22 protein-coding genes, 1 tRNA gene and 2 pseudogenes are annotated in these 23,212 nt (G+C 64.8%); 4 read left to right on the top strand and 21 right to left on the bottom strand.

Features of this window, described 5'->3' with window-relative positions:
- Nucleotides 1-5: 5 nt before the first annotated feature.
- From HG262_RS17680 to HG262_RS17630, 11 genes are all read right to left on the bottom strand, one after another.
- Complete coding sequence (locus HG262_RS17680) at nt 6-2,243, bottom strand: tape measure protein (protein ID WP_169272252.1); 2,238 nt, start codon at nt 2,241-2,243, stop codon at nt 6-8.
- Between the two features lie 2 nt (nt 2,244-2,245).
- Nucleotides 2,246-2,395 carry a hypothetical protein gene (locus tag HG262_RS17675; RefSeq protein ID WP_169272251.1) on the bottom strand — a complete coding sequence of 50 codons (150 nt, stop codon included), beginning with the start codon at nt 2,393-2,395 and terminating at the stop codon, nt 2,246-2,248.
- Complete coding sequence (locus HG262_RS17670) at nt 2,392-2,877, bottom strand: phage tail assembly chaperone (RefSeq protein WP_169272250.1); 486 nt, start codon at nt 2,875-2,877, stop codon at nt 2,392-2,394. Before HG262_RS17670 ends, HG262_RS17675 begins: the two co-directional genes overlap by 4 nt.
- The gene (locus tag HG262_RS17665) at nt 2,877-3,305 is read right to left on the bottom strand and encodes a phage protein (protein ID WP_169272249.1); all 429 of its coding nucleotides are present in this window, start codon (nt 3,303-3,305) and stop codon (nt 2,877-2,879) included. The genes HG262_RS17670 and HG262_RS17665 overlap by 1 nt, the downstream gene beginning before the upstream one ends.
- 13 nt (nt 3,306-3,318) lie before the next feature.
- Nucleotides 3,319-4,677: a DUF3383 family protein gene (locus tag HG262_RS17660; protein WP_169272248.1), complete on the bottom strand. Its 1,359-nt coding sequence runs from the start codon at nt 4,675-4,677 to the stop codon at nt 3,319-3,321.
- A 63-nt stretch (nt 4,678-4,740) separates the two neighbouring features.
- The gene (locus HG262_RS17655; protein ID WP_169272247.1) at nt 4,741-5,265 is read right to left on the bottom strand and encodes a hypothetical protein; all 525 of its coding nucleotides are present in this window, start codon (nt 5,263-5,265) and stop codon (nt 4,741-4,743) included.
- Between the two features lie 89 nt (nt 5,266-5,354).
- Entirely contained in the window at nt 5,355-5,636 is a 282-nt protein-coding gene (locus tag HG262_RS17650) for a hypothetical protein (RefSeq protein WP_088589204.1), read from the bottom strand.
- Nucleotides 5,633-5,935 carry a hypothetical protein gene (locus HG262_RS17645; RefSeq protein WP_248293393.1) on the bottom strand — a complete coding sequence of 101 codons (303 nt, stop codon included), beginning with the start codon at nt 5,933-5,935 and terminating at the stop codon, nt 5,633-5,635. Before HG262_RS17645 ends, HG262_RS17650 begins: the two co-directional genes overlap by 4 nt.
- Before the next feature lie 155 nt (nt 5,936-6,090).
- A complete protein-coding gene (locus tag HG262_RS17640; RefSeq protein ID WP_169272245.1) occupies nt 6,091-6,774 on the bottom strand; it encodes a hypothetical protein in 684 nt (227 codons plus the stop codon).
- The gene (locus HG262_RS17635) at nt 6,761-7,594 is read right to left on the bottom strand and encodes a YdaU family protein (protein ID WP_169272244.1); all 834 of its coding nucleotides are present in this window, start codon (nt 7,592-7,594) and stop codon (nt 6,761-6,763) included. Before HG262_RS17635 ends, HG262_RS17640 begins: the two co-directional genes overlap by 14 nt.
- Entirely contained in the window at nt 7,591-7,830 is a 240-nt protein-coding gene (locus tag HG262_RS17630) for a YdaS family helix-turn-helix protein (RefSeq protein WP_169272243.1), read from the bottom strand. The genes HG262_RS17635 and HG262_RS17630 overlap by 4 nt, the downstream gene beginning before the upstream one ends.
- Before the next feature lie 71 nt (nt 7,831-7,901).
- Between HG262_RS17630 and HG262_RS17625 the strand changes: the two genes are divergently transcribed.
- Complete coding sequence (locus tag HG262_RS17625) at nt 7,902-8,975, top strand: LexA family transcriptional regulator (protein ID WP_169272242.1); 1,074 nt, start codon at nt 7,902-7,904, stop codon at nt 8,973-8,975.
- 971 nt (nt 8,976-9,946) lie between these two features.
- On the opposite strand, the gene HG262_RS17620 is transcribed toward HG262_RS17625, so the two are convergent.
- Nucleotides 9,947-10,022: transfer RNA gene (locus HG262_RS17620), tRNA-His, on the bottom strand.
- A 206-nt stretch (nt 10,023-10,228) separates the two neighbouring features.
- On the opposite strand from HG262_RS17620, the gene cls reads away from it, so the two are divergent.
- Nucleotides 10,229-11,686, top strand: coding sequence for a cardiolipin synthase (gene cls / locus HG262_RS17615; RefSeq protein ID WP_169272241.1), 1,458 nt, complete (start codon nt 10,229-10,231; stop codon nt 11,684-11,686).
- A gap of 32 nt (nt 11,687-11,718) precedes the next feature.
- Nucleotides 11,719-12,633 (top strand): LysR family transcriptional regulator, encoded by a 915-nt coding sequence (locus HG262_RS17610; protein ID WP_169272240.1) that lies wholly within the window; start codon nt 11,719-11,721, stop codon nt 12,631-12,633.
- Here the strand turns inward: HG262_RS17610 and HG262_RS17605 are convergent, their stop codons facing one another.
- The 3 genes from HG262_RS17605 to HG262_RS17595 are packed head-to-tail and all read right to left on the bottom strand — an operon-like array spanning nt 12,634 to nt 15,608.
- Nucleotides 12,634-13,425 carry an enoyl-CoA hydratase gene (locus tag HG262_RS17605; RefSeq protein ID WP_169272239.1) on the bottom strand — a complete coding sequence of 264 codons (792 nt, stop codon included), beginning with the start codon at nt 13,423-13,425 and terminating at the stop codon, nt 12,634-12,636. It abuts the gene before it with no gap.
- A gap of 9 nt (nt 13,426-13,434) precedes the next feature.
- On the bottom strand, nt 13,435-14,406 hold the full coding sequence (locus tag HG262_RS17600; protein WP_169272238.1) for a tripartite tricarboxylate transporter substrate binding protein: 972 nt from the start codon (nt 14,404-14,406) through the stop codon (nt 13,435-13,437).
- A gap of 20 nt (nt 14,407-14,426) precedes the next feature.
- On the bottom strand, nt 14,427-15,608 hold the full coding sequence (locus HG262_RS17595) for a CoA transferase (RefSeq protein WP_169272237.1): 1,182 nt from the start codon (nt 15,606-15,608) through the stop codon (nt 14,427-14,429).
- 261 nt (nt 15,609-15,869) lie between these two features.
- Between HG262_RS17595 and HG262_RS17590 the strand changes: the two genes are divergently transcribed.
- Nucleotides 15,870-16,844, top strand: coding sequence for a tripartite tricarboxylate transporter substrate binding protein (locus HG262_RS17590; protein WP_169272236.1), 975 nt, complete (start codon nt 15,870-15,872; stop codon nt 16,842-16,844).
- Between the two features lie 35 nt (nt 16,845-16,879).
- On the opposite strand, the gene HG262_RS17585 is transcribed toward HG262_RS17590, so the two are convergent.
- The 6 genes and pseudogenes from HG262_RS17585 to HG262_RS17565 form a co-directional block, all read right to left on the bottom strand.
- Nucleotides 16,880-17,308: a PaaI family thioesterase gene (locus HG262_RS17585; protein WP_169272235.1), complete on the bottom strand. Its 429-nt coding sequence runs from the start codon at nt 17,306-17,308 to the stop codon at nt 16,880-16,882.
- A gap of 129 nt (nt 17,309-17,437) precedes the next feature.
- Nucleotides 17,438-19,540, bottom strand: coding sequence for a 3-hydroxyacyl-CoA dehydrogenase NAD-binding domain-containing protein (locus HG262_RS17580; protein WP_169272234.1), 2,103 nt, complete (start codon nt 19,538-19,540; stop codon nt 17,438-17,440).
- 24 nt (nt 19,541-19,564) lie between these two features.
- A pseudogene (locus HG262_RS31015) lies at nt 19,565-20,662 on the bottom strand (acyl-CoA dehydrogenase family protein); the annotation flags it as partial.
- Nucleotides 20,663-20,689: 27 nt separating this feature from the next.
- Nucleotides 20,690-21,877, bottom strand: a pseudogene (locus HG262_RS31010) (acyl-CoA dehydrogenase family protein); the annotation flags it as partial.
- On the bottom strand, nt 21,867-22,529 hold the full coding sequence (locus HG262_RS17570) for a 3-oxoacid CoA-transferase subunit B (protein WP_169272232.1): 663 nt from the start codon (nt 22,527-22,529) through the stop codon (nt 21,867-21,869). The pseudogene HG262_RS31010 and the gene HG262_RS17570, both read right to left, overlap by 11 nt.
- Complete coding sequence (locus tag HG262_RS17565; RefSeq protein WP_169272231.1) at nt 22,526-23,212, bottom strand: 3-oxoacid CoA-transferase subunit A; 687 nt, start codon at nt 23,210-23,212, stop codon at nt 22,526-22,528. The genes HG262_RS17570 and HG262_RS17565 overlap by 4 nt, the downstream gene beginning before the upstream one ends.

Raw genomic sequence — 23,212 nt, 5'->3', positions numbered from 1 at the left:
TGCTCCTAGCTGTTGGCCTCGACGGTCGGCATCGCGTCAAATTTCTGAACGAAGACGTCGGTGCCGCGTTGCGAACCTTCGTACACACCCTGCAGCACCGCACCGCGAGCCACCTGGGGGTCTGCGCCCGTCACGTTGACGACGATGTCATTGCGGTTTTGATACATGAACGACGCACGTCCGGCATTCGGGCCGGCGCCGATCACGCTGGCGGCCGAAACTGACGGTATCGGCAGACCGCCTATTACGCCGGACCACGCCGGAGGCATGTCCCCCCGGCCGGCCGGCGTGTCCATCACAGACGCGTTCTCGTCGGACTTCATCCAATCCGGCAACAAGTCCTGGAACCAGCTTTTCGCGACCTTGAGCTTGCCCAGCACCCAGGTCTCGATCGCGTTGCCGATCTCTTTGACCGTGGCGACCATCCGGCCACCCATCCCGGAAAAAAACCTCCAGAGGCCTTCGAATGCGCCCTGCCAGTGCGCAATTGCGCCATCCCAATCACCGGTGAAGGCTGCGACGACGCCTTTGACAAGCCCCTCCCAGAACGCCCAGATAGCCGCGATGTATTCCATCACCGGCGCCAGGAACGAATCGTTCGCCTTCGCCATCAGCTCGTCCCAGGTCGCTGACATGTACGCCTTGATCACATCCCAGTTTTCCCAGATCTGCCACAAGGCCAGCGCAAGCAGGGTGATCGCCGAAATCAGCCGGCCAATGGGCGTCATGGCGAACGCGTTCCACAGCATGGGAATCACTTTCTGCGCCACATACATCAACGCGTTCGCCAACATCGGCACCGCCGTTGTCGCCACCGATAGGATCACCTTGCCGACCGGAGAAAGGATCTGCCACAAACCGAACGCCATTACCGCGATGGTTCCGAACTGCGTGATCCATGGCCCCAACGTCCGACCCGCGCCGACCAGCAAGCCCTTCACATAGGCAACCGCCGTTGACACGGCCTCAAACTCTTTCTGCCACTGCTCCACGCCCCCGATCCAGCCTCCCAACACCGAATCACCGCCATCGAGCCAATTGGCGATGTCCTCGCCAATCAGATAAATCGTGGTCAACACCGCGGCCATGCGCAGCATCGGCGCCAACGACCGCGTCCATAACGACAACATCTGCATCGCCCCCGCAGGGCCGCGGCGCAGTGACATGGCGGTGTCAAGCCCCAACGCCGCCCGCGTGGCCGCAAGCAACGACTGGATCAGCCCGCCCGAGAGAATCGTGGCTTGCCGGAGCCAATTCCCCATGGTCACCAGGCCGATGCTCGCTCCCGCCAACGCAAGCAGCTTGACCACAGTGCCAATGTTGTCCGCCAGATACTGGATAGCCCCCGTCACCGCCTGCAGTGCAATGCGTCCGCCGGGTAGCGTCTCGCCAAAATAGCGCTGCATCGCGTCGTTGAAAACCGTCATCGCTCCCGTGATCGATGCCGGCGCACTCTCGGCTTCCGCGCGCATCCTGGGCAACTGCGATTGCAGCGCGGGCAATGCGCGGTCAGCCGTGACATGGCCGCCCTGCACTTGCTCGCGCAGCTCACTGCGATTGACACCCAACCCGGCGGCCAGGGCATCCTGCATGCGCCGAGGCAAGGTGTTGTATTCGTCCAGACCAAGCCTGTTCTGCTCGATCATCTTCAGCAGCGAGGCAACGACGCCGCCGTGATCCTGCGCCGGGGTGCCTGATAGGGTCATGCTCAATGCCAGGGCCTCGGTGACGCTGGCCGCATGTTGCGTGGACCTTCCCTGATCTTCCAGCACCTGCTGCGTGCGGGCATACGTGTCGACATTCTGTGCATACGGCGTCCGGCTTGACCGGGAAACCTGCGCGATCTTACGGTCGGCTTGCGCGTACTGCGCGTCGCCTCCCGCCACTTGCCGCAACCGCAGTTGCGTCTGCGCCCAAGCGTCGATGTCGCTCAAGATCCGTTTGATCGGCGCATCGCCAAGCGACAGCTGGACGACCCCACGCAGACCGCCCAGCAACGGGGCCCGCTGTCGCGCCGCCGGCATCCCCTGGCGTGGCAGCGGCGCCAGGTCATTCACGGCTTCTGGCACGTTGGGCACGTGCGCAAGCACGCCCGAAAATGCCCCGCGCATGGCCGCACTGGCCCGAACACTGGCACGCGTCATGGCGGCCAGCATGCCTTCGAACGCCTGCCAGTATGGCTTCAGCCCGGAATCGTCCGCCTGATACCGCAACAGCGTCACCAGTTCTCGTACAACGGTCATCGTTACCTCGCCTTTCGTTCTGCCGCAGTCTTTGCCGCCTCCTGGGCATCCATCAGCGCATTCAGCTTCAGGATGTCCAGAAGATCGACATCGCCGCGTTTTACGGCGTCCAGACTGACGTGGCGGGCCAGGACGGGCCGCCAGATGATCAACTCTCGTTCGAAGCCTGCGTCAAACCGCCCGACAGGCTCGCCAGCTTCGCGCGGGCCGGACCAAAGCGGCCGGCCCAGCGCACCAAAGGGCCGGCGAAGTTGTGCTCGAGAATGTGGAACAAAAGCTCCAGGATTTCCGCATAGTCGGCGAACGCCAGGCCGCGATGCGCCGGCGTCAGTTTCTGCGGTTCACGGCCGGCCAGCTCGAAGCTGACGAGTTCCGCGTCGATCAGACGTTCAGCCCAGTTGGCCAGGGCGTCGCCCCCCAGCTTGGCCGACAGTTCGCGAAACGCATGCAGCATCGCCTTTTCGTCCCGCTCCTGTGCGACGCCATCGCCGCCGAACACGGCGGTCAACATCGACCCCGCCGCCGGCAGCACCTCCTTTTGCAGGTCACCCAGCAGCTTCAGTTGGCGGAACGGATCAAACCGGGAGATCCGGAAGACCGTGGCGCCAATGACCACTTCCTTGACGGCGCTCATCAAGTGTTGCCCCCGATGACGTTGATGGCAGGACCGGTTTCGATCGACCATTCGCGGGTGCCGACCTTGGCGCCGTAGCCAGCATCCGGCGTCTTGACGATCCACGCCGAGTCCGAAGCGTGCAGCGACGTGCCGCGCAAGTCCGTCACGGAAATCGGCACGGCGCCGTTGCCGTCGGTGGCGCGGTCGGCTTGGTGCAGCGCGGTCAGCGCAGCGTTGCTGGCGCTGGTTTGCATCAGCGTCAACGTGATGCGCAGGCGTGAATCGCGCGACATCGATCGCGCCACCTCGCCGTCGACGCCGACGACGGAGGCGATACCTTCGCCGATTTCAGCCACTGTGACAAAGGTGTCTTCGGCCAGGCCGGAGATGGGCAAGGCGCCCATCACGATCTTTACCTGATTGGGTGCATAGGTTTTGACAGACATGGATAAGCCCCGATTACAGTTGTTGATAGGTGAGATTGCCTTTGATTTCGGCAACATGGATGGCGCCTGCCAGGCGAGCACTGAACGTCAGATCGCGCAGGATGCGGTTGGCCTTGTCGTTCGAGGAAACGCTCGCGGCACGCGGCACGTTGATCACGAAGCCGGGAATCTTGCGGCCCGCGTCATCGATCTCGTCCGGCGCCACCAGCCCACGGTTTTGGCCCAGCAGCAGCGCCCGACGAATGCCGTTGACCAGGATCTGGATACCCACGTCGGTGTAGGGCACTTTGCCGTTCGCGTTGATCAGCTGCGAAGCCACATTGATCTTTACCTGCTCGGCCAACCAATCGCGGCCGCGAATCACATCGATCCATTCGCCCGCGGCAACCTTGCCGTTCTGGGTGACCGCGAAGTTGCGCATCTGCTCGAACGTGTTCGCGTTTTTCGCGTGAGCGGCCAGGGCCTGAGATTCGCTCAGGTTGTCGTAGGTGACGCCCGCAAGCCGCGTGTTCGCCCAAGTCTCGCCGCCCGGATAGAACGTGAACCGGTTTGCGCTGACAGCAGCTTCCAGCGCCTCGCCGCGTGCTTGGCCGTGGTACCAGACGTGCGTGCGGAAGTACTGCTTCTGCTGGCACTTCGAAGCGATATCGCTGGAGACGGCGGCATCGATGATGCCGGCCTGGTCGCTGGACACGCCGAACAGGCGCTCGTTGGATTCGACCCATTCGGCGGCGTCCAACACGTCGGCTTCAAGGCGACTGGCCAGGGCCACGCCATACCAATCACCGTTCTCACGCAGGCAGGCGTTCAGCGCGGCGGACGGGGTCTCGGTGCTCTCGGGCGCCGACAACTGCAGGTTGCCCTTGACCGCGATGGCGACGGCTTGCCCCGCTTGCTTGGCGGTGACCGACACTTCAGCACCGACGGCCGTCGCGGTTACCGGCGCATCGGTCTGGCCGATAGCCGTGGCCAGAGCGGTGGCGATCGTCTGCGGCGTGCTGTTGGCCACGCCCGTGGCAGACACGTCGGCACGTTGCACCGCGCCGTTCGCGTCGCGCCATGACAGCGTGACCACGTAGTCCGACGCCGTAGCGCGCGTCACCGTCATGCGCGAGACATCCACCTGACGGCGTCCGACGAAAACGCGGGCGACGGTCGGGATCTGCTTGAAGGCATCGCGTACCGCGACGTACAGGGGATCGGTCGGCGCAATGCCCATGTCGAGCAACTCGCCCGCCTCGGTCACTACCAAGATGCGGTTGACGGCCAGCGCGTGCGCGCCGAGGATCAGGATGTCAGAGAAATTCTGCTCCTTGACCGCCGTGGTGTTCAGCGAGATCGCCACATTGACGATCCGGTCGATTTTTGCCATTTGCGGCTCCAAAAAGAAAAGCCGCCCGAAGGCGGCAGCACAGCGTTAGGAAGACCGGGGACGCTACGGCGCCGTCACGATCTCCGCGGAGAAAGGGGTTTGCAGGGAAGGCAGAAGCCCTCCAGTCGTGGTGATGGTGCCGGTCACCGTTTCGATGACGCCCACGAAATCGACATAGGTCTGCGCATAGCGGATGCCTAGCTCGCGCACGCCCAGCCGCTCGCTGGCGGCGCCGGCACTTTCGCGCGGCACAAGCTGCAGGTGGCCGGCGTCGAACAATGCCAGGGCCAAGGCTTCGGCCCGTTCTTCGTAGACGGGGTGGCGCAAGGTCAAGCCAATCTTGTCCAGCACGTCGTAAGCGGCCGCGCCGACACTGCGCAGTTCGACGGTGGCATCGCGGTGATCATGAACGGGCTGGTTGCCGTTATCGTCGACCAAGCCTTCTTCGGCGGGACCCGCCTCGACCCACCGCACTGCCATCGCGATGTAGGGCGGCAAGGCGCCGGGTTCCACCTGGGCGAAAGGGATGACGGGAACACCGCCCGCGGCGGCCGTCACCAGCGTCAGAATTGCGTTCTCGGGCGTCATGGCGGCCTCGGTGATGGATCGGAAAAAACAAAGCCCGCGAACCGTGGAGGTTGGCGGGCTGCATTTCGTGTGGGCGCAATGCCCCGCGGCTATTGTCTCAAATCCGGTCCCAAATGGCGCGTGTTTTTCTGAAGTGCGTGTCCCAATTCCGACCACGCGTACGTAGCAGACTTTGTATTACCGCCGCAGCGCTGCACGTGGCCCGCATCCAGCAAATGATCCAGCACACGGCGGGCGCCTCGGCGCATGGCCTCTTGCGACGCAGGCGCCAGAGGAATGCCGCGGCTGACATGGCGCAGGATCTCCGCCATTCTGAATTCCCGTCCCGGATACGCGGCCAGCAGATCAATGACCTCGTGCGCGTACTTCATTTAAACGCCCTCCAGACCTGCTGTTTGAAACTGCCCAGCGCCACCTTGTAGTACGGCAGCGTGATGCCGATAACGCGGCACGCCTTGTCCTGACGCAAATGCGCGGGCAGGTCGCCGTAGTCGGCGCGCCGCGTATATTCCGCTTGCACTACCCGTCGTTCAACGAGCGGCAGCGCTTCATACAACGCGTCCACTCGGCGCGCCCGTTCTTGGTTCACCGGAATCTGCACGGTTTCCTCGTCATCGTCGTGGCCAGGCTGCGGTGGGAACACGCACAGGTCCGGCGCTTCTTGCTCCATACGACGAGGCCCAGGCCAATCCCCTTCCCACTGCGACCGCGCCCAATTTCGAATCTCGTCTTCCACCCAACGTGGCAACCCTGCTTCCATTTCTGACCCCGTCCCTGTTGTGTTGTTACCGTCACATGCGCGGCGTCCTATCGCCGCTCTGTTGCTCATGTGCGCTCCGGATTGGCGCTGTACTTGGCATGCGTCAACATCTCGGCGATGGCCTTGGTTGGATATCCGCCCAGCGCGATGCGCGCTTCCCATTTCTCGATCCATTCGCGATGCGACCGGCTGCGCGGCTCCAGCAGCTTTCCCGCCCCCATCTTCTTTAACGCCGCTTCGGCTTGAGCGCGCGAGGCCAATGTCTGGCCAGGCGCAGGCAGCGCCGCGCGCGGCTCGGGAATGTCGGGCCACGCCCCTTTGCTCAACTCTTCGGCCAGCGTCCTTTCCCAGCGCGCTTTGATCGATCCGTAATTGCTGTTCAGCAAATCCACGGTGCTCACGCCAACCGCCGCCCAATACACGGCGGGATGCGACCAGTTTCCGATCTCGCCCCGGCGGCGGGCCGACACGCCACGCACGGCTTCGTGATAAGCGACCTCCGGCGTCAACCACGGGCAGCACAACTTCAAAAACTCCGGCAGGGTTGGCGGCCACTCGCGGGTCAGACACGCGGTCAGGCCGCGCCTGACATGCGATTCGCTCAGACCCGCCAGCTTCTGGTTCCACGAGTCCTTCAACTCACGCGGCGTCAAGCCTTCCCACTGCTGCACGAACTTCGCGCCATACAGCAGATGCATTTCATTGACGACCAACGCACCAAGCCCGGTTGAAGCTTCAGCGACTTGCATCGATCACTCCCATGTCGATCTCGCTACGCGCGCGGCCTTCGGCCAGGACGCTGCGCAACTCGGATGACCAATCCGCCCGTTGTCGCGCCCGATTGGACGGCGCTTCCCGCCTGGCGGTACGTGGCGGGAACAAGCCCTGATATCCGCTGGCGATGCTATGGGCGATGACGGCACGAGGCGTGAAGCCCTCGGCTTGGTAGCCCGCCAGCTGTTGCAGCTGCCGGCGCGCGCCTTCTTCCGTGATGGGCTTTTTGCGCACTTTGCGGTCTTTGACCCAAATGACCCAGTCTTCACGCGCCAGCCAGGCCGGCAATGCAATCGACGAGGCATCGAATCCGGAAGCCCGCTTGCAACGCGTCGTGGAGGATTGTTCCTGGCTCTTGGTTCCTGGTTCTGGTTCCTGGTTAGTTGGCCCGGTGTTCAACGGCTGTTGAACGCTTGGGTCCTCGCCCCCTTCGCCCTGGCTCCGCTCCGTATCGCGGCGTTGCGCCTGCCGCGCCCGTTTCGCGGCGCTGGCTTTACCCGCCGCGGACTTCGCTTCCTTGTTGCCGTGATATCGAGCGATCTCGGCATCGCAACGCACGTGGCGCCAACCGTGCTCCGTATCCGTGAAAAACTCGCTCAGCACTTGAACGACGGCAGCCTGCTCCTCGTCGGACCGCGCAATCAGCAACCGGCACAGCCTGTCGACGTCCCGGGACAACGGGGCCTCCGTGTCGTAATAGAGTTCGATCAAGTCGCGATAGACGCTGCGCTCGATACGCGTGAGGTGCCGGGTCGCGCTGTTGAAATCGCCAATGTGGTGGGGGTAGTAGTTCATTGCGCCTTCGTCCCTTCGGCCAGCTCAGGCCAGATTCGGATGCAGTCGGCGGGACGCAGGTCGCGCCGGGTGACGACGCCGCAGGTGGCTTGCTCGATCAGAGCGCAATGCTTGACCGGGACGGGCCTGCGGCCCGTGCGCCACTGATAGATCAGCGCGGGGGAGACCCCCACGCGTCGAGCGAGCGCCGCAGCGGTGAGCGCCCCCTCCCGGTTGAAATAATCATTTAGCTTCATCACTAAAACTATAGCGATGCTACATTTTATAAGCAAGCCATGCTATAGTTTTATTTGAATAGCATTGCTATATGAAAATGTGGACGATCGAAGAGGAAGCCGCCGCCCTGCGCGCACGCTTTGAGGGCGTGAACCGCGCGGCATTCGCTCGTGACCACGCGGTCAAGGGCGGCCAGGCGATGATTTATCAGCACATCACTGGTCGGCGTCCCATTGGCATCGAGGCCGCAATGGCTTATGCCGAAGGCTTTGGCTGCACCCTCGCCGCGATCAGCCCGCGCCTGGCCCTTGAAGCCAAAAAGGCAGCGTCGCTATCGACGGCCGCCCCCCTTCCCCCGCCGACCGCAGACGTCGCATGGCCTTTTCCTTCCGTGCCCGCATCCCTGGTAAGAGGCCTGGCCGACGATCAGCTCAAGCGCCTGGAAGGGGCGTTGCTGTTGGCGCTGGGCCAGATGGGCGTGAAGGCCAAGGGATCGTCCGCGCAAACGAAGGCCCCGCAAGCCAGACGCGGCACCGTCATGAACATCGACGCCGCCGCAGACGAATTCCCGATGGCGCCGGTCGCTGTGGCCCCGTGGGATCCTGATGGACTCACCACCCATCAAGCTGATCGCGCCCAAGCCTTGCGCATCAGCACGGCGGCCAACGTCGGCCATGTCGCCAACGCCGGCTACTCCGCCAACGACCAGGAATTCATGCCCATCCCTGAACTGGATGTGCGCCTGGCCGCGGGCCGGCTTGGCATCGAGAACTACCATGAGACCGAGATCGGCGAAATTCTGCTGCGCCGCTCATTCCTGGAATCGTTCAAGCTGCCGATCAGCCGTATGAAGATCGTTTACGCACAGGGCGATAGCATGGAACCCGTCATCCGCAATGGCGGCCCCATGCTGTTCTTCGAAGATCCCGTCACCGACCCGCGCGAGATCGACCCGCGCACGGTGTATGCGATCAACCACGGCGGCAAAATGATCGTGAAGTGCATCGCGCGCGAACGCGAAGGCGGATGGCTGGCCAAATCGCTGAACCCCGCTTACGCGCCCTTCCCGCTGGAAAAGGAAGACGGTTGCGAGGTGCGCATCGTCGGACGGATCCTGTGGTCGCCCTATGATCTACGCAATGGCGTGGATGAGCGGCTGCTGTAGGGATCCGAGACACGTTGCTCGAAGACAATACGCAGATCGCCAGCATGGAGCTGCTGTCGGCGTCGAATCCTGACAACTAATCCGCCGAGAAAGCTATCAAGTTCTTAAGGGCCAGCCTTACTGTAGAGGTCAGAGTGTGGGATGACGTATTCGCGTTTTTTTTGACAAACGCCATAAACGTGGTGGTCGGCATCGTTGTAGGGTAGGCGACCGGGGTGGCTTCCGGCCTTGCGGTTGCACGCGCCGCACGCTTCAATGCTATCAAGCAAGATGCTCATAGAATGGCGAGAAACTTTGAGTACAGGTGCGATGGCGACGCTGTAGAGATCTTGCATCACATTGAGGTGCGCGCATTCCGTGATCTCGCGTCAGATCTTTTTTTTCTGCAACACAGAGAAGCCGGGCTAGCTCTCCTCGCTATCGCGAACGATATCCAATCTATCCAGACTCGCGACCGAGTCAGTCTCACTCGCGACGAAGTAGTCGAGTTTGATGAGAGAACCCAGCCACACATTCGGGCGCTTAAGCCGAACTGGAGAGCGATCATTTTTTCAGGGCCGATTTAACCGGAAGCCCCCAACCGCAATATGGGTAGATTCTCTAGCATTTACGCTCCCTATGCGCAGAAACATCCGTCTGCCAACTCAGCGTAGGGCGCCAATCGAAAAGGCGTCATAGCCGCCGCGCACGGGCCAAGGAGTCAAAAGCGTTTGATCGAACGATCGTGGCAACGGAGTTAGGTGGCCTGCTCAGCGGTTCGGGCTCCACGACGGCCAGCACGCCTACTCCTTGGAGGGGCTGGCAGATGGTGGAGGAACGAGGAGTAGATAGGAACCCCTGACAACCAAGCGGATTTGCCATCGCCAGCATGTGGTAAGAATCGAAAGAAGCCCGATCCATGGCCCCACCGACCATCGCGAATGGCAGAAAAGAAAAAAGCCGCTCTAGGCGGCTGATTTCTAAGGAATTCTTGGGGTGGCTGATGGGGCTCGAACCCACGACAACTGGAATCACAATCCAGGACTCTACCAACTGAGCTACAGCCACCTCTGGTACTGCTTCGGCACCACTTTCGTAGTGCTTTTTCCTTCACCGCCGCGCTTCAGAAAGAAGCGCAACAACGAAGAGGCCGAACTATAGCACATTTTTTTGACGCGTCAAACGCCCTGCCCCCAATTTCACTTGCTTGACTGTCACAGCTTGCTATCCTTCCGCTTGGCTCCCCTTTTGAGGCCGTCTCTTACGCCGTCGCTATGGATCGCATACACGCAATTTTGATCGATTACTGGCCTCATCTGGTCTTTGCCATCAGCATCGTGGCTGGGACGGGCGCGGCGGTGCATGCCGCGATGACCAAGCAGGACGTGCGGGCCGCCATCGGCTGGGTGGGGGTGGCGTTGTTCTCGCCGCTGTTCGGGGCCCTGTTCTATTTCGTGGCGGGGATCAACCGCATCCGCAAGACGCGGCTGTCGCAACAGCGAGACGAGGCGATGGTGGTCGATGCCGAGCAGGTCGAAACCTTGCCCGTGGATGTGGCGCCGATTTCGGGGCCGCAGTTCGCCTCACTGAAGGTGCTGGGTGACCGGGTCAGCCGCTTCCGGCTGCTGGGCGGCAACGCAGTGCGGCCGCTGGCCGGCGGCGACGAGGCGTACCCGGCCATGCTGCAGGCCATCCGCGAGGCGCGTCATGCCGTGGCGATGCAGAGCTACATCTTCGACAACGATCCGATCGGGCGCGAGCTGGCCCAGGCGCTGATCGAAGCGCATGCGCGGGGTGTCGAGGTGCGGGTACTGATCGACGCCATTGGCTCCAAGTATTCGCGTCCGCCCATCGTACGCATGCTGGCGCGCGGCGGCGTGCCGGTCGCGCGTTTCATGACGAACCCGATGGGCGTGCTGCGCATGCCCTACGCGAATCTGCGCAGCCACCGCAAAGTGCTGGTGATCGACGGGCGCGTGGGGTTCACCGGCGGCATGAACGTGCGCGCGGCGTTCGTCAGCGCGTTGGCGGGCGACGCTACCAACCACGACACGCACTTTCGCGTGGAAGGGCCGATCGTGACGCAGTTGATGTCGGTGTTCGCGCACGACTGGAATTTCACCACGCACGAATCGCTGCCCGCCAATCCATGGTTCGACCCGCGCGCCTTGCCGCCAACGGGCAATGTGCCGATGCGCTGCGTGCCGTCCGGCCCGGACCGGGCGCTGGGCAGCTCGCACAACATGCTGCTGGGCGCGTTGGCGGTGGCGCAACGCCATGTGCGCATCCAGTCGCCCTACTTCCTGCCCGACCAGACGCTGATCGGCGCGCTGGCGACCGCCGCGCGGCGCGGCATCCACGTAGACATCGTTATCCCGGACAAGAACAACCTGCGCCTGGTGGATTACGCCATGTCGGCGCAGCTGGATCAGGTGGTGCGCACAGGCTGCCGGGTCTGGCGGGCGCACGGCGCCTTCGACCATTCCAAGCTGATGACGGTGGATGACGCCTGGGCGTACGTGGGGTCATCCAACCTGGATCCGCGCAGCCTGCGGCTGAATTTCGAGTTGGACACCGAGATCTACGACCCCACGGTGGCCCGGTGGATCGGCGACCGGATCGACGGGCTGATCGGCCACGCAAGGCGCGTGACGCTGGACGACCTGACGCACGCGCCGTTCGCCAAGCGCTTGCGCAATAAGATCATCTGGCTGGCCACGCCGTATCTATGACGGCGCGCAGGCATCTACGGTAATCTTGCGGCATGCGCTACGAACTCACTGATCTCCGCCTGTTCCTTGCGATCGCCGAGGCGAAAAGCTTGTCGGGCGGGGCCAACACGGTCCACCTGACCGCCTCTTCCGCCAGCTACCGCCTGAAGAACCTGGAATTCGCGATGGGCGTTCCGCTGTTCAAGCGCGAGGCGCGCGGCATGGAACTGACGGCCGAAGGCGCATTTGTGCTGAAGCACGTGCGGTCGCTGCTGGCAGGCGTCGAACGCATGCACGGCGAAGTCAGCGGGTTTGCCAGCGGACTCAAGGGCAGCGTCAAGCTGTTCGCCAACAGCAGTTCGCTCAATGGCTTCATCGTGCCCAGCCTGAGCCGCTTCCTGTCGGCCAACCCCAATGTGAACATCCTGCTGGAAGAGCGTTCCAGCAACACGATCGAGGCCGCCATCGCGGGCCAGGAAGCGGACATCGGCATCTTTGCCGGCCAGGCCAAGTCCGCGGGCGTGAACGCCGTCCGCTACGCCATCGACGAACTCATCATCGCCGCGCCGCTGAACCATCCCGTGGTGGAGAGTTCGCCGGTGCGGTTCCCGGCGGTGCTAGACCTGGATTTCGTGTGCATGAGCCGGGCCAGCAGTAACTACGTCTTCCTGCGCGACATGGCCAAGCTGGCGGGCAAGACGCCCAAGGTGCGCATTCACGTGCATACTTTCGACGCGGTGCTGTCCATGGTCGAGGCCGGCGTGGGCGTATCGCTGGTGCCGCGCAGCATCGCCGCGGCCGCGCTGCGCGAGAAACGCATTGCGGCAGTGGCGATCAGCGAACCGTGGGCGCTGCGCGAACTGACGCTGGTGACGCAGGCCGGCGTGCGGCTGTCGCCGTTCGTGGAGCAGGTCGCCGAGTATCTGCTGGACGACCCGATCGTCGCGGCGACGCGCGGGCCGGACTGATCAGCCCTTGCGCTCGCGCTTGCCCGCCAGGAATTCGTTCATGAACTTCTGCGGTTCGCCCGTATTGAAGGCGGCGCCGAATTCCGCGACGCTGTCCTCGATGGCCGCGTCCACCGACATCGTCTCCCAGCGGCGCAACAGCTTCTTCTGTTGACGCAATGCCGCCGGCCCCAACGCCGCGAACCCTTCCGCCAGCTTGCGCACGGCCTGATCCAGTTCCGCTTGCGGCACCGCCAGGTTGACCAACCCCCAATCCTGCGCGCGGCGGGCGTCGACCAGCTCGCCCGTCAACAGCATCCAGGCGCTGTTGGCCGCGCCGATCAGTTGCGGCATGAGCGCGGCATGGATGACCGACGGAATGCCGACCTTGACTTCGGGCATGCCGAACTGCGCATGGTCGGCGCAGATGCGCAAGTCGCACGCCAGGGCGAATTCCAGGCCGCCCCCCAGGCACCAACCCGGAATGCGGGCGATCACGGGCACCGGAAAATGGCGCACGGCGTTGCAGAGGTCGCGCAGGTTCGAAATGAATCGCTGGGCGCGGGGCTCGTCCAGGGCGGCCATCTCCGCGATGTCTGCACCCGCCACGAATGCGCGGTCGCTCGCGCCGCGCAGCACCAGCACGCGCACCGAGTCGTCTTCGCGCAAGTGGCCTAGCGCCTCGCGCAGGCCGTTGATCACCGGCGTGCTCAGGATGTTCAGCACCCCGGCGTCCTGCATGGTCAAGGTGGCGATGCCGGCGGCGTCGATCTCGGCGCTGGCGTGGGGGAAGGTCAGGTTTCTGGTGTTCACGAGTGCTCCTTACTGCATTTTCTCGAATTTGATGTCCTCGACCACGGTCTTCCAATGGCCATAGGATTGCGCGATCAGCGCGCCGAATTCATCGCGCGACATCGGGCTGGGCACGGCACCCTGCTTTTCGATGGCGTCGATGGTCGCCGGGTCGGCCAACGCCTGGCGCACCGCCGCGTTCAGCTTGTCCAGCACGGGCACGGGCGTGCCGGCTGGCGCGGCCAGTCCGAACCACGACGGGTTGTTCATGGCGGGCAACCCGGCCTCGGCGTAGGTCGGTACGCCGGGCAGGATCTTGAGGCGCTGCTTGGCCGCCACGGCCAACGGGCGGATGCGCTGCCCCTGGATGAGCGGGTAGGACGACGGGATATTGTCGAACACCACCTGGACCTGTCCGGCGACCAGGTCGTTCAAGGCAGGCCCCAGGCCCTTGTACGGCACATGCAGCATGCGCGTGCCGGTCGTCTTCATGAACAGTTCGCCATTCATATGGCTCAGCCCGCCGTTGCCGGACGACCCGAATGCGTACTTGTTGGGGTCGGCCTTCAGCAGCTTCAAGAACGCGGCCAGGTCTTGCGCGGGCAGCGCCGGGTTGACCACCAGCACATTGGGCACGTCGGCCAGGTTGCTGATCGGCGCGAAGTCGCGGACGGGGTCGTAGGCGCTTTTGGCATAGACGTTGGGGTTGACGGCATGTGAGCTCTCGACCGCCATCACCAGCGTGTAGCCGTCGGCAGGCTGCTTGGCCGCATAGGCCGAACCGATGCTGCCCCCCGCGCCCGGCTTGTTTTCGATGATGACGGACTGGCCCAGCTGCATACCGAGCTTGTTGCCGACGACCCGCGCGATGATGTCGGTGGTGCCTCCCACCGCATACGGCACGACCAGGCGGATCGGCTTGTCGGGATAGTCGGCGGCGGCCAGGCCGGGCACGGTCAGGCAAGCCAGCATGATGGCCAGCGGAAATTTGATAGGTGTCATTGTTGTCTCCTCGACGTCATTCAAATGGTGGCCGGGCGCGCCAGCACCGCGTCCGTGTGTTCGCCCAGCAAAGGCGGCGCCGCGCCCAACGCGCTGGCCGGCGTGCCGGCCAATAGTGGATTGCGCACCAGCCGCACCTCGCCCAGCACAGGATGCGTGGTGGTCTGCAGCAGTTCGCGGTGCAACACCTGCGGATGCGCGAAAACTTCGTCCAACGTGTGGATCGGCCCCCATGGCACGCCGGCGGCGTCGAACCCGTCCGTCCAGCGCTGGCGCGGCGCGGCCGCCAGCGCGGCGGCAACCTGCGGACGCAGACTGTCCATGTTCGCGAGGCGGGCGCTGTTGGTGGCATAGCGCGCATCGGCAGCCCATTCGGGATGCCCGGCCACGCCGCAGAAGCGCGCGAATTGGCCGTCGTTGCCAATCGCCAGGATCAAGTGCCCGTCGGCGCACGCGAAAACCTCGTAAGGCGCGCAGTTCGGATGCGCGTTGCCGCTGCGCTTGGGCGCCACGCCGGACACCAGGTAGTTGGCGCCCTGGTTGGCATTCAGGGCCACGGCGACGTCCAGCAGGCAGATGTCCAGCGGCATGCCCTGCCCGGTCTGGTCGCGCTGGCGCAAGGCGGCCAACACGGCGGACGTGGCGTACATGCCGGTCATCAGGTCCACGACGGCAACCCCCGTGCGCAGCGGACCGGCGCCCGGCGTGCCGTCCGGCTGCCCGGTGTAGCTCATCAGCCCGCCCATGCCCTGGAACACGTAGTCGTAGCCGGGCTTTCCGGACAACGGACCGGACTGGCCGTAACCGGTGATGGACAGGTAGATCAGGCGCGGGTTGATGCGGGCAAGGGTGGCGTAGTCCAGCCCGTACTTGACCAGTCCGCCGGCCTTGTAGTTTTCGACCAGGATGTCCGCGTCGGCAACCAGTTCGCGCACGCGGGCCGCGCCGGCCTCCGACGCGAAGTCGATCGCGACCGATTGCTTGCCGCGATTGCAGGCCATGAAATAAGCCGACATGGACGCGCTGCCGTCGGTTGACCGCAGGTCGGGCGGCCCCCAACCGCGCGTATCGTCGCCGCGTTCGGGGTGTTCGATCTTGATGACCTCGGCGCCAAGGTCCGACAGGTTCTGCGTGCACCAGGGGCCCGCGAGGATGCGCGACAAGTCCACGACTTTGACGCCGCGCAAGGCGTTGTGAAGCATAGTGTCTCCGTGATTCAACCGCTCTTTTGAAAATTATGTCAGCGGCCCCGTCCCGCGAGGAGTTGAAAGTTTCGAACGCTGCGTTCGCGGGGTTTCAAAGCGGGTTGTGTCCCCAGAGATCGCATCGCGGGCTTTAGAAAAACGCGAACGTTGAGTTCGAATATTTCGGATGGAGTAATGCGTTTGGCACGGCGATACTGCCCTGGCCGAGGCGCATGGACAGCCGCGCCGCCCGGACGATAAGAACCCCAGGAGACAACCATGAACCGCAATATCCTGCGACGCGGCGCGCTAAGCGCGCTGCTTCTTAGCAGCGTCGCCGCCGGCGCCGCCCATGCCGAATACCCCGACCATCCCGTCACCGTCGTGGTGGCGTTCGCGCCAGGCGGCATGACGGACATCGTCGCGCGCCTGCTGTCGGCCGAATTGGGCAAACGCTTCAAGCAGACCTTCGTGGTCGAGAACAAACCGGGCGCAGCCGGCCAGGTCGGCACCGAACTGGTGGCGCGCCAGAAGAACGACGGTTACACGCTGCTGGTCAGCGCCACGGGCCATGTGATCGGCCCTGCGGTCAACGACCGCGTCCGCTACGACCCCGTCCGCGACTTTGCGCCGATCGGCATTCTGGCGCGCGCGCCGAACCTGGTGGTGGTCAATGCCGGCTTGCCGGTGAACACGATCCCCGAATTTCTTGCATGGGGAAAATCCCAGCCGGGCGTCCCCTACGGTTCGGCGGGTTTCGGCGGGTCGACCCACCTGGGCGGCGAGTGGCTGAAGAAGATCACCGGCGTGCCGATGGAGCACGTGCCGTACAAGGGCGCGTCGCCCGCCACCAACGCGGTGGTGTCAGGCGAATTGAAGGTCGCCGTTCAGGACGCGATGAGCGTCGCCCCATTCATCAAGTCGGGCCAGTTGCGGCCGATCGGCGTGGCTAGCGCCCAACGCAGCAAGCTGTTCCCGGACCTGCCCACCTTTGCGGAATCGGGCGTACCAGGGCTGGACGTCTACACCTGGCTGGGATTCTATGCCCCGGCAGGCACGGACCCCGCCATTGTGGCGAAGTTGAACCAGGCCACCAACGACATCATGAACTCGCCAGAAATGGTGCAGCGGCTGGCGGGGCAAAACAGCGAACCACTGGGCCCGATGACGCCCGAGCAAGTGACGGCATTCGTTGCCGGCGAGACCGCCAAGTGGCGGGACGTCGTCAAGACCACCGGCGTCAAGGTCGAATAAGCACCGGGGATGCGCCCCGTGCGCATCCCCGATGCTTAGCCGTCAGAGGCCGGCGTTGGCGCGGCGCGCACGGCGAACACCGCGTTTGCCTTGAGCATGACGCGGTCCGCGACCTGCAGCAGGCAATTGGCGTAGATCAGCCGCTTGCCCTGCTTGTCGATGCGAACGTGCGCTTCCAGCCAGTCGCCAGGTTTGACCGGGTTCAGGTATTCGACCGACATCTGCACCGTCACCACCGACACCTGCGCCTGTTGCGCGATGGTGAATCCCAGCGCGCTGTCGGCCAGCGTGGCCAGCAGGCCGCCATGGGCGATAGCGTGCATGTTGGTGTGGGCATGGGCCACGCGCATCGCCAGGACAGAGTCCGCATCGCGCCGGTACAGCGCGCCAAGCTCGGCCAGATGGGTCATGAAGGGACTACTGGGCTGCCAGGGCTCGAAGCCCGAAGGAATAGTGTCTGTCATGGACTCACGCAAAAGGATCCAGAGGGATCCCGTATAGGGTTCGGATGCTGGCGGGGTACGCAGCAGTATCGCAAAGAAGGCCGCGGCCGGCATGGCGCCGGCCGCGGCCTTGACCGCCCAGCGGACGCCTCAGAATACCGCTGCGCCCTCGGCTACCCGCTGTTCCAACAGCGCGGCGGGCTTCCAGTGGTCGCCGTGGATCTCCCGCAATGCACGGATTCTGGCAAGCGTGGCGGCCAGCCCCAGCGTCTGCGCATAGAACATCGGGCCGCCTCGCGCACCGGGGAAGCCGTATCCGTGCACATAGACCACATCGACATCCGACGCGCGCTGGGCAATGCCTTCATCGATGATCTGCGCCCCTTCGTTCACCAGGGCCAGCATGCAGCGTTCGACGATTTCTTCATCACTGATCGCGCGCCGGACGATGCCGGCCTGGCGGGCGCAGTCTTCGATAATGCCGTCGACCACGGGATCGGGCAGCGGCTGGCGGCTGCCCGGTTCATAGCGGTAGTAGCCCGCCTGGGTCTTCTGTCCGAATCGGCCCAGCTCGCAGATGCGGTCAGCCACCCTGGAATACCGCAAATGCGCGGGCCGGGTCGGCGCCAGGCGTTTGCGCGTGGCCCAGTTGATGTCCATGCCGGCCAGGTCCGCCATCGCCAACGGCCCCATGGCCATGCCGAAGCGCGTCAGCGCGCCGTCGATCTGCTGCGGGCTGGCGCCCTCTTCCAGCAAGAAGCCGGCCTCGCGCCAGTAGCCCGTCAACATGCGGTTGCCGACGAAGCCCTCGCATACCCCGACCAGCACCGGAATCTTGCCGATCTTCTGCGCCACCGCCATGCAGGTGGCGATGACGTCGGCGCTGGTGCGCGCTCCGCGCACCACCTCCAGCAGCTTCATGACATTGGCCGGGCTGAAGAAATGCAGGCCGATGACGGCCTCGGGCCGCGACGTGCAGGCGGCGATCTCGTCGATATTCAGGCGCGACGTATTGGTCGCCAGGATGGCGCCGGGTCTGCAAACCGCATCCAGTTCTTGGAACACCGCTTGCTTGACGGTCATATCCTCGAAAACGGCTTCGATCACCAGATCCGCCTGGGCAAGATCCTGGACGTCCAGGCTGGGGGCAATGCGCGCCATGCGCACGGCCACGCCGTCGGCGTCAAGCTTGCCCTTGGCGGCGGAGATGTCGTAGTTTTTGCGGATGAGCGCCAGGCCCCGGTCCAGGGCCGCCTGATCGCGTTCATACAGCGTGACCGCGTACCCGGCGTTCGAGAACGCCATGGCGATACCGCCCCCCATCGTGCCCGCGCCCAGGATGGCGACTTGGCCGATCGTTCCAGCACGGCCGCCGCCCGCCACGCGCGGCGCTTCCTTTTCGGCGAAGAACAGATGGCGCAGGGCCTTGGAGGCGTCGCTGGCGACCAGCAGGTCGAACTGCCTGCGCTCCTCATCCAAGCCGGCCTCGATGGGCAGGCGTGTCGCGGCCTCGACGCACTCCGTAGCAGCGCGCTGGGCCAGCGCATTGCGGGCCTTGGGGTTGAGTGTCGCGCGCGCGGCGGCGAAATCGACGCCATGGCCGTCCACCGCGCGTTGACCCGCGACGGGATGCGTGGCCTCTGCCGAGCGGTCCCGGGCGTAGGACAGCGCAAGGTCCATCAGATCCCCCTGCGTGACGGCATCCAGCAACCCGGATTGCAGCGCAGCCGCCGCATCGACCGGCGTTCCCGTCTGGATCATTTTCAACGCGGGCGCCACGCCGATCAGCCGCGGCAGCCGTTGCGTGCCGCCGCCGCCCGGCACCAAGCCAAGGTTCACTTCCGGCAAGCCCAGACGCGCACCGGCCTGCGCGACACGGTAGTGGCACCCAAGGGCCAACTCCAGTCCCCCGCCCAAGGCAAACCCGTGGATGGCGGCAACGACGGGCTTGTCCGAGGCCTCGATCGCGGTGATCACGTCGCGCAACATGGGCTTGGCCACCGCAGCCGGCGTGTTGAACTGGCGGATGTCGGCGCCGCCGCAGAACGCCTTGCCGGCCCCCGCGATGACGACAGCGTCGACACCGGCGTCGGCGCTCGCGCGCGCCAGCCCCGCATAAAGACCGCCGCGGACGGTGTCGCCCAGGCCGTTGACCGGCGGATTGTCCAGGTACATCACTGCGATGCGCCCATGCAGCACGTAGCGAACCGTGCTGGACACGGCCTCGGCGGAAGAAGGGACAGTGAGGATCATGAAGGCTCCTTGCGGCGACGCGGCTTACGCCTGCGCCAGCCGCTGATAACGGTTGAGATGGTGACGGGTGTCGCCCAGCGTGTATTCGATTGCCAACAGGCGCTTGACGTAGTGGCCCACGGGGAGCTCGTCGGTCATGCCCATGCCGCCATGCAGCTGGATGCTTTGCTGGCTGATGGTCCGGGCGGCCTCGCCGCAGCGGGCCTTGGCGGCCGAGGCCAGGCGGCCACGCAGCCGGATGTCGGCCGGGTCGGCGCGGGCGGCCGTCCAGGTCAGCGAACGCGCCTGTTCCAGCGCCAGCAGCATGTCCACCTGCCGGTGTTGCACGACCTGGAATCCGCTGAGCGCCCGGCCGAACTGGCGCCGCGCGCCGGTGTAATCCCGAGTCGCGTCAAGCAGCGCCTGCATGGCGCCCAACGCTTCGGCGCACAAGGCGATGCGCGTCGTGTCCGCCGCCTGCTCCAGGGCAGCGCCAGCGACGCCCAGCCGCGCCTCGGCAGCAACGAGGCAATCGTTGAAGGCGATGTCCGCATAGCTGCGCCCATCCACCCCCGCGGCGCCCTGACGGAGGACGCCGGGCATGGCGTTGCGCTCCCCGGCTTCAATCAGGAACAGGGCAATGTCGAGGCCATCGCGTGCCGCAACCAGCAGTTGCGTGGCGCCGGCCCCGAACGGAACTCGGCGTTTAACGCCATTCAGCACCCAGCCGTCGCCCTGGCGTTCGGCCACGACGCCCTCGCCGTCCAGCGACCATTCCGACTGCGGCCCTGCGATGGCCAACACGGGCGCGGCGGCGCCAAGGGCGAGGCCGGCAAGCACGCGTTGGACCGTGGCGCCATCCGGCATCCGTGCCAGCAACTGGCCGCACAGCAACGCGCTGACGTCATACGGCTCGGTCACCAGATGGCGGCCGAACTGCTGCATCACCACGCACAGGTCGGTCAGGCCAGCGCCCATGCCTCCCGCCGAAACGGGCAGCCCCAACCCCAGCAAACCCATTTCGGCAAAGGCGCGCCAGTGCGGCGAGACCGCCGGGTCTGCGTCGCCGGGCAGCGGTGTCCGGCCAGCGGGCACGGGATATTCCCGTTGCAGATAGCGCGCCACCGCGTCGTCCAGCGCGCGCTCGTCCTCGGTGTAGTCATCCGGCGCGCCCAGCGCCAGTTTGGCGATGATGTCCTTCTGAACTTCGTCCGTGCCACCATAAATGGAAATCTTGCGCAGGTTCAGGTAGAAGCCCGGCATCGCCGCCAGCTCTTCATCGATGGTCGGGTCGCCATGCGCGTAGTCCCGCTCCAAGGCCTGGGATTGATAAGCCAGCGCGTTCGCCCCGGCAGTATCGACCAGGGCCTCGCTGATGCGTTGCGCCAAGGTGGAACCCAGGTATTTCAAGATCGACGCTTCCGCGCCGTGGCCAGCGCCGCGCTGATCACGTGCGATCAACCGCAGATTGGTCTGTTCCAGCGCCAGGGTGTCGATTTCCAGCTGCGTTATCCGATGCGCAAACACCGGGTCTTCGGCCAGCGGCGCGCCGTCGACCACCCGCTGCGCCGCCAGCCGTTTGAGATGGCCCAGTTCACGTTTGGCGCGGCCGACCCGGGCTGCGCCGAAGCGTTCATGCGACAACAGGTACTTCGCATACGTCCAGCCGCGGTCCACCTCGCCCACCAGATGCGACGCGGGCACCACCACGTCATCCAGGAAGACCTCGTTGATCTCTTCGCCGCCGTCCAGCGTCCGGATCGGACGCAGCGATACCCCGGGGCTGCGCATGTCAATCAGCAAGAAGGAAATACCGGCTTGCGCCTTGGCCTCGGGGTTGGTTCGTGCCAGGCAAAACATCATGTCCGCGTACTGCGCGTAGGTCGTCCAGGTCTTCTGGCCGTTGACGATGAAGGTGTCTCCCTCGCGCCGCGCCCCGGTGGATAGCGAGGCCAGGTCCGAGCCGGCGCCCGGTTCGGAATAGCCCTGGCACCACCAGTCCTCGCCGCTCAATATGCGAGGCAGAAAGTGGCTTTTCTGCCAGGCCGACCCATACGCCATGATGACGGGCGCCACCATTCGCAACCCGAAGGGCACGGTTTCGGGCGCGCCGGCCAGCGCGCATTCTTCATCGAACAGATTGCGCTGCCCGATGTCCCATGCCGCGCCGCCGTACTCCGCCGGCCAGTTTGGCGCGACCCAGCCGCGCGCGTGCAGGATTCGGTGCCAACGCTGGAAGTCCTGCTTGTCCAGGCGCTGGTGGTCCAACACTTTTCGCCGCAGGTCCGCGGGAAGCTCGTTACGCAGGAAAGCGCGGACCTCGTCGCGGAATGCGGCCATGTCCGTATCAACCTGCATCATTGATATCCTGGGCAAAACGCAGCGGCGCGTCGGTGGCGGCCTGCAGGGCCTCGCGGGACAAGCCCGGCACCATGCTGCGCACCAGGAACCCCTCAGGCGTCACGTCCAGCGTGGCCAGATCGGTATACACGCGGTCGACGCAAGCCGAGCCGGTCAGCGGCAGGTCGCACACGCGGCGCAGGCGCGATCCGCCGTCACGCGTGGAGTGCTCCATCAGCACATGGACGCGTTTGGCGCCCACGGCCAGATCCATGGCACCGCCCACCGCTGCCGCCACGCCGGGCTGCCCCAGCGACCAGTTCGCCAGGTCGCCGGTTTCCGACACCTGATAGGCCCCCAGGATGCAGTAGTCCAGATGGCCGCCACGCATCATGGCGAAGGAGTCGGCGTGGTTGAAGAAGCTTCCGCCGGCCGACATGGCGACGTTCTGCTTGGCCGCATTGGTCAGGTCGGGATCGATCGGATCGTCTTCAGCGCGCGCCCGCATGCCCAGGATGCCGTTCTCGCTATGCACGATGACGCCATGCTCGGGCGTCCAGTAATCCAGCGCCATGACGGGCATGCCGATGCCCAGGTTGACGTAGGAGCCGGCGGGGATGTCAGCGGCGGCGCGGCGCGCAATCTCAGCGCGCGAGAATCGTCGGGTCATTGCAAGGCTCCGGTCAACTGAATATCGGGAATGCGCAGCACGCGCTGCACGAAGATGCCGGGGGTGACGATGTGTTCCGGGTCCAACCCGCCGACTTCGGCCAGCGCATGCACCTGGACGATGGCCGTTGCCGACGCCATGCACATCAGCGGTCCGAAGTTGCGCCCCGCTTTGCGGTAGACCAGATTGCCCATCGGGTCCGCGCAATACGCTTTGACCAGCGCGTAGTCGGCGTGCAGGGGCTCTTCGAACACATACCCAACGCCTTTGATGACGCGAGTCTCCTTGCCTTGCGCCAGCAGCGTGCCGTATCCGGTCGGCGTGAAAAAGCCGCCCAACCCGGAACCGGCGGCGCGCAGCCGCTCGGCCAGCGTGCCCTGCGCAACGCATTCGTAGTCGATCAGGCCGTCGGCATAGGCCGATTCAAACGCTTGGGATTCCGCGCCGCGCGGGTATGAGGCAATCAGTTTGCGCACGCGGCCCAGCCGGATCAGGCGGGCCAGGCCGCTGTCGCGGCTGCCGCTGTTGTTGCATACGACCGTGAGGTCGCGCGCGCCCTGCTCCACCAACGCATCCAGCAGGTCAACGGGCTGGCCGGACAGGCCGAAGCCGCTGACCAGGACCGTGGCGCCGTCAGGAATGTCCGCCACGGCCTGCGCGGCAGAATGGACCGTCTTGTTCAT

Origin of the sequence: Achromobacter sp. Bel, from assembly GCF_012928505.1 — a bacterium.
Taxonomy (GTDB): Bacteria; Pseudomonadota; Gammaproteobacteria; order Burkholderiales; family Burkholderiaceae_B; genus Achromobacter.
Note: the sequence above shows the minus strand (reverse complement) of the source record. Positions and strands in the feature narration are given on the sequence as shown.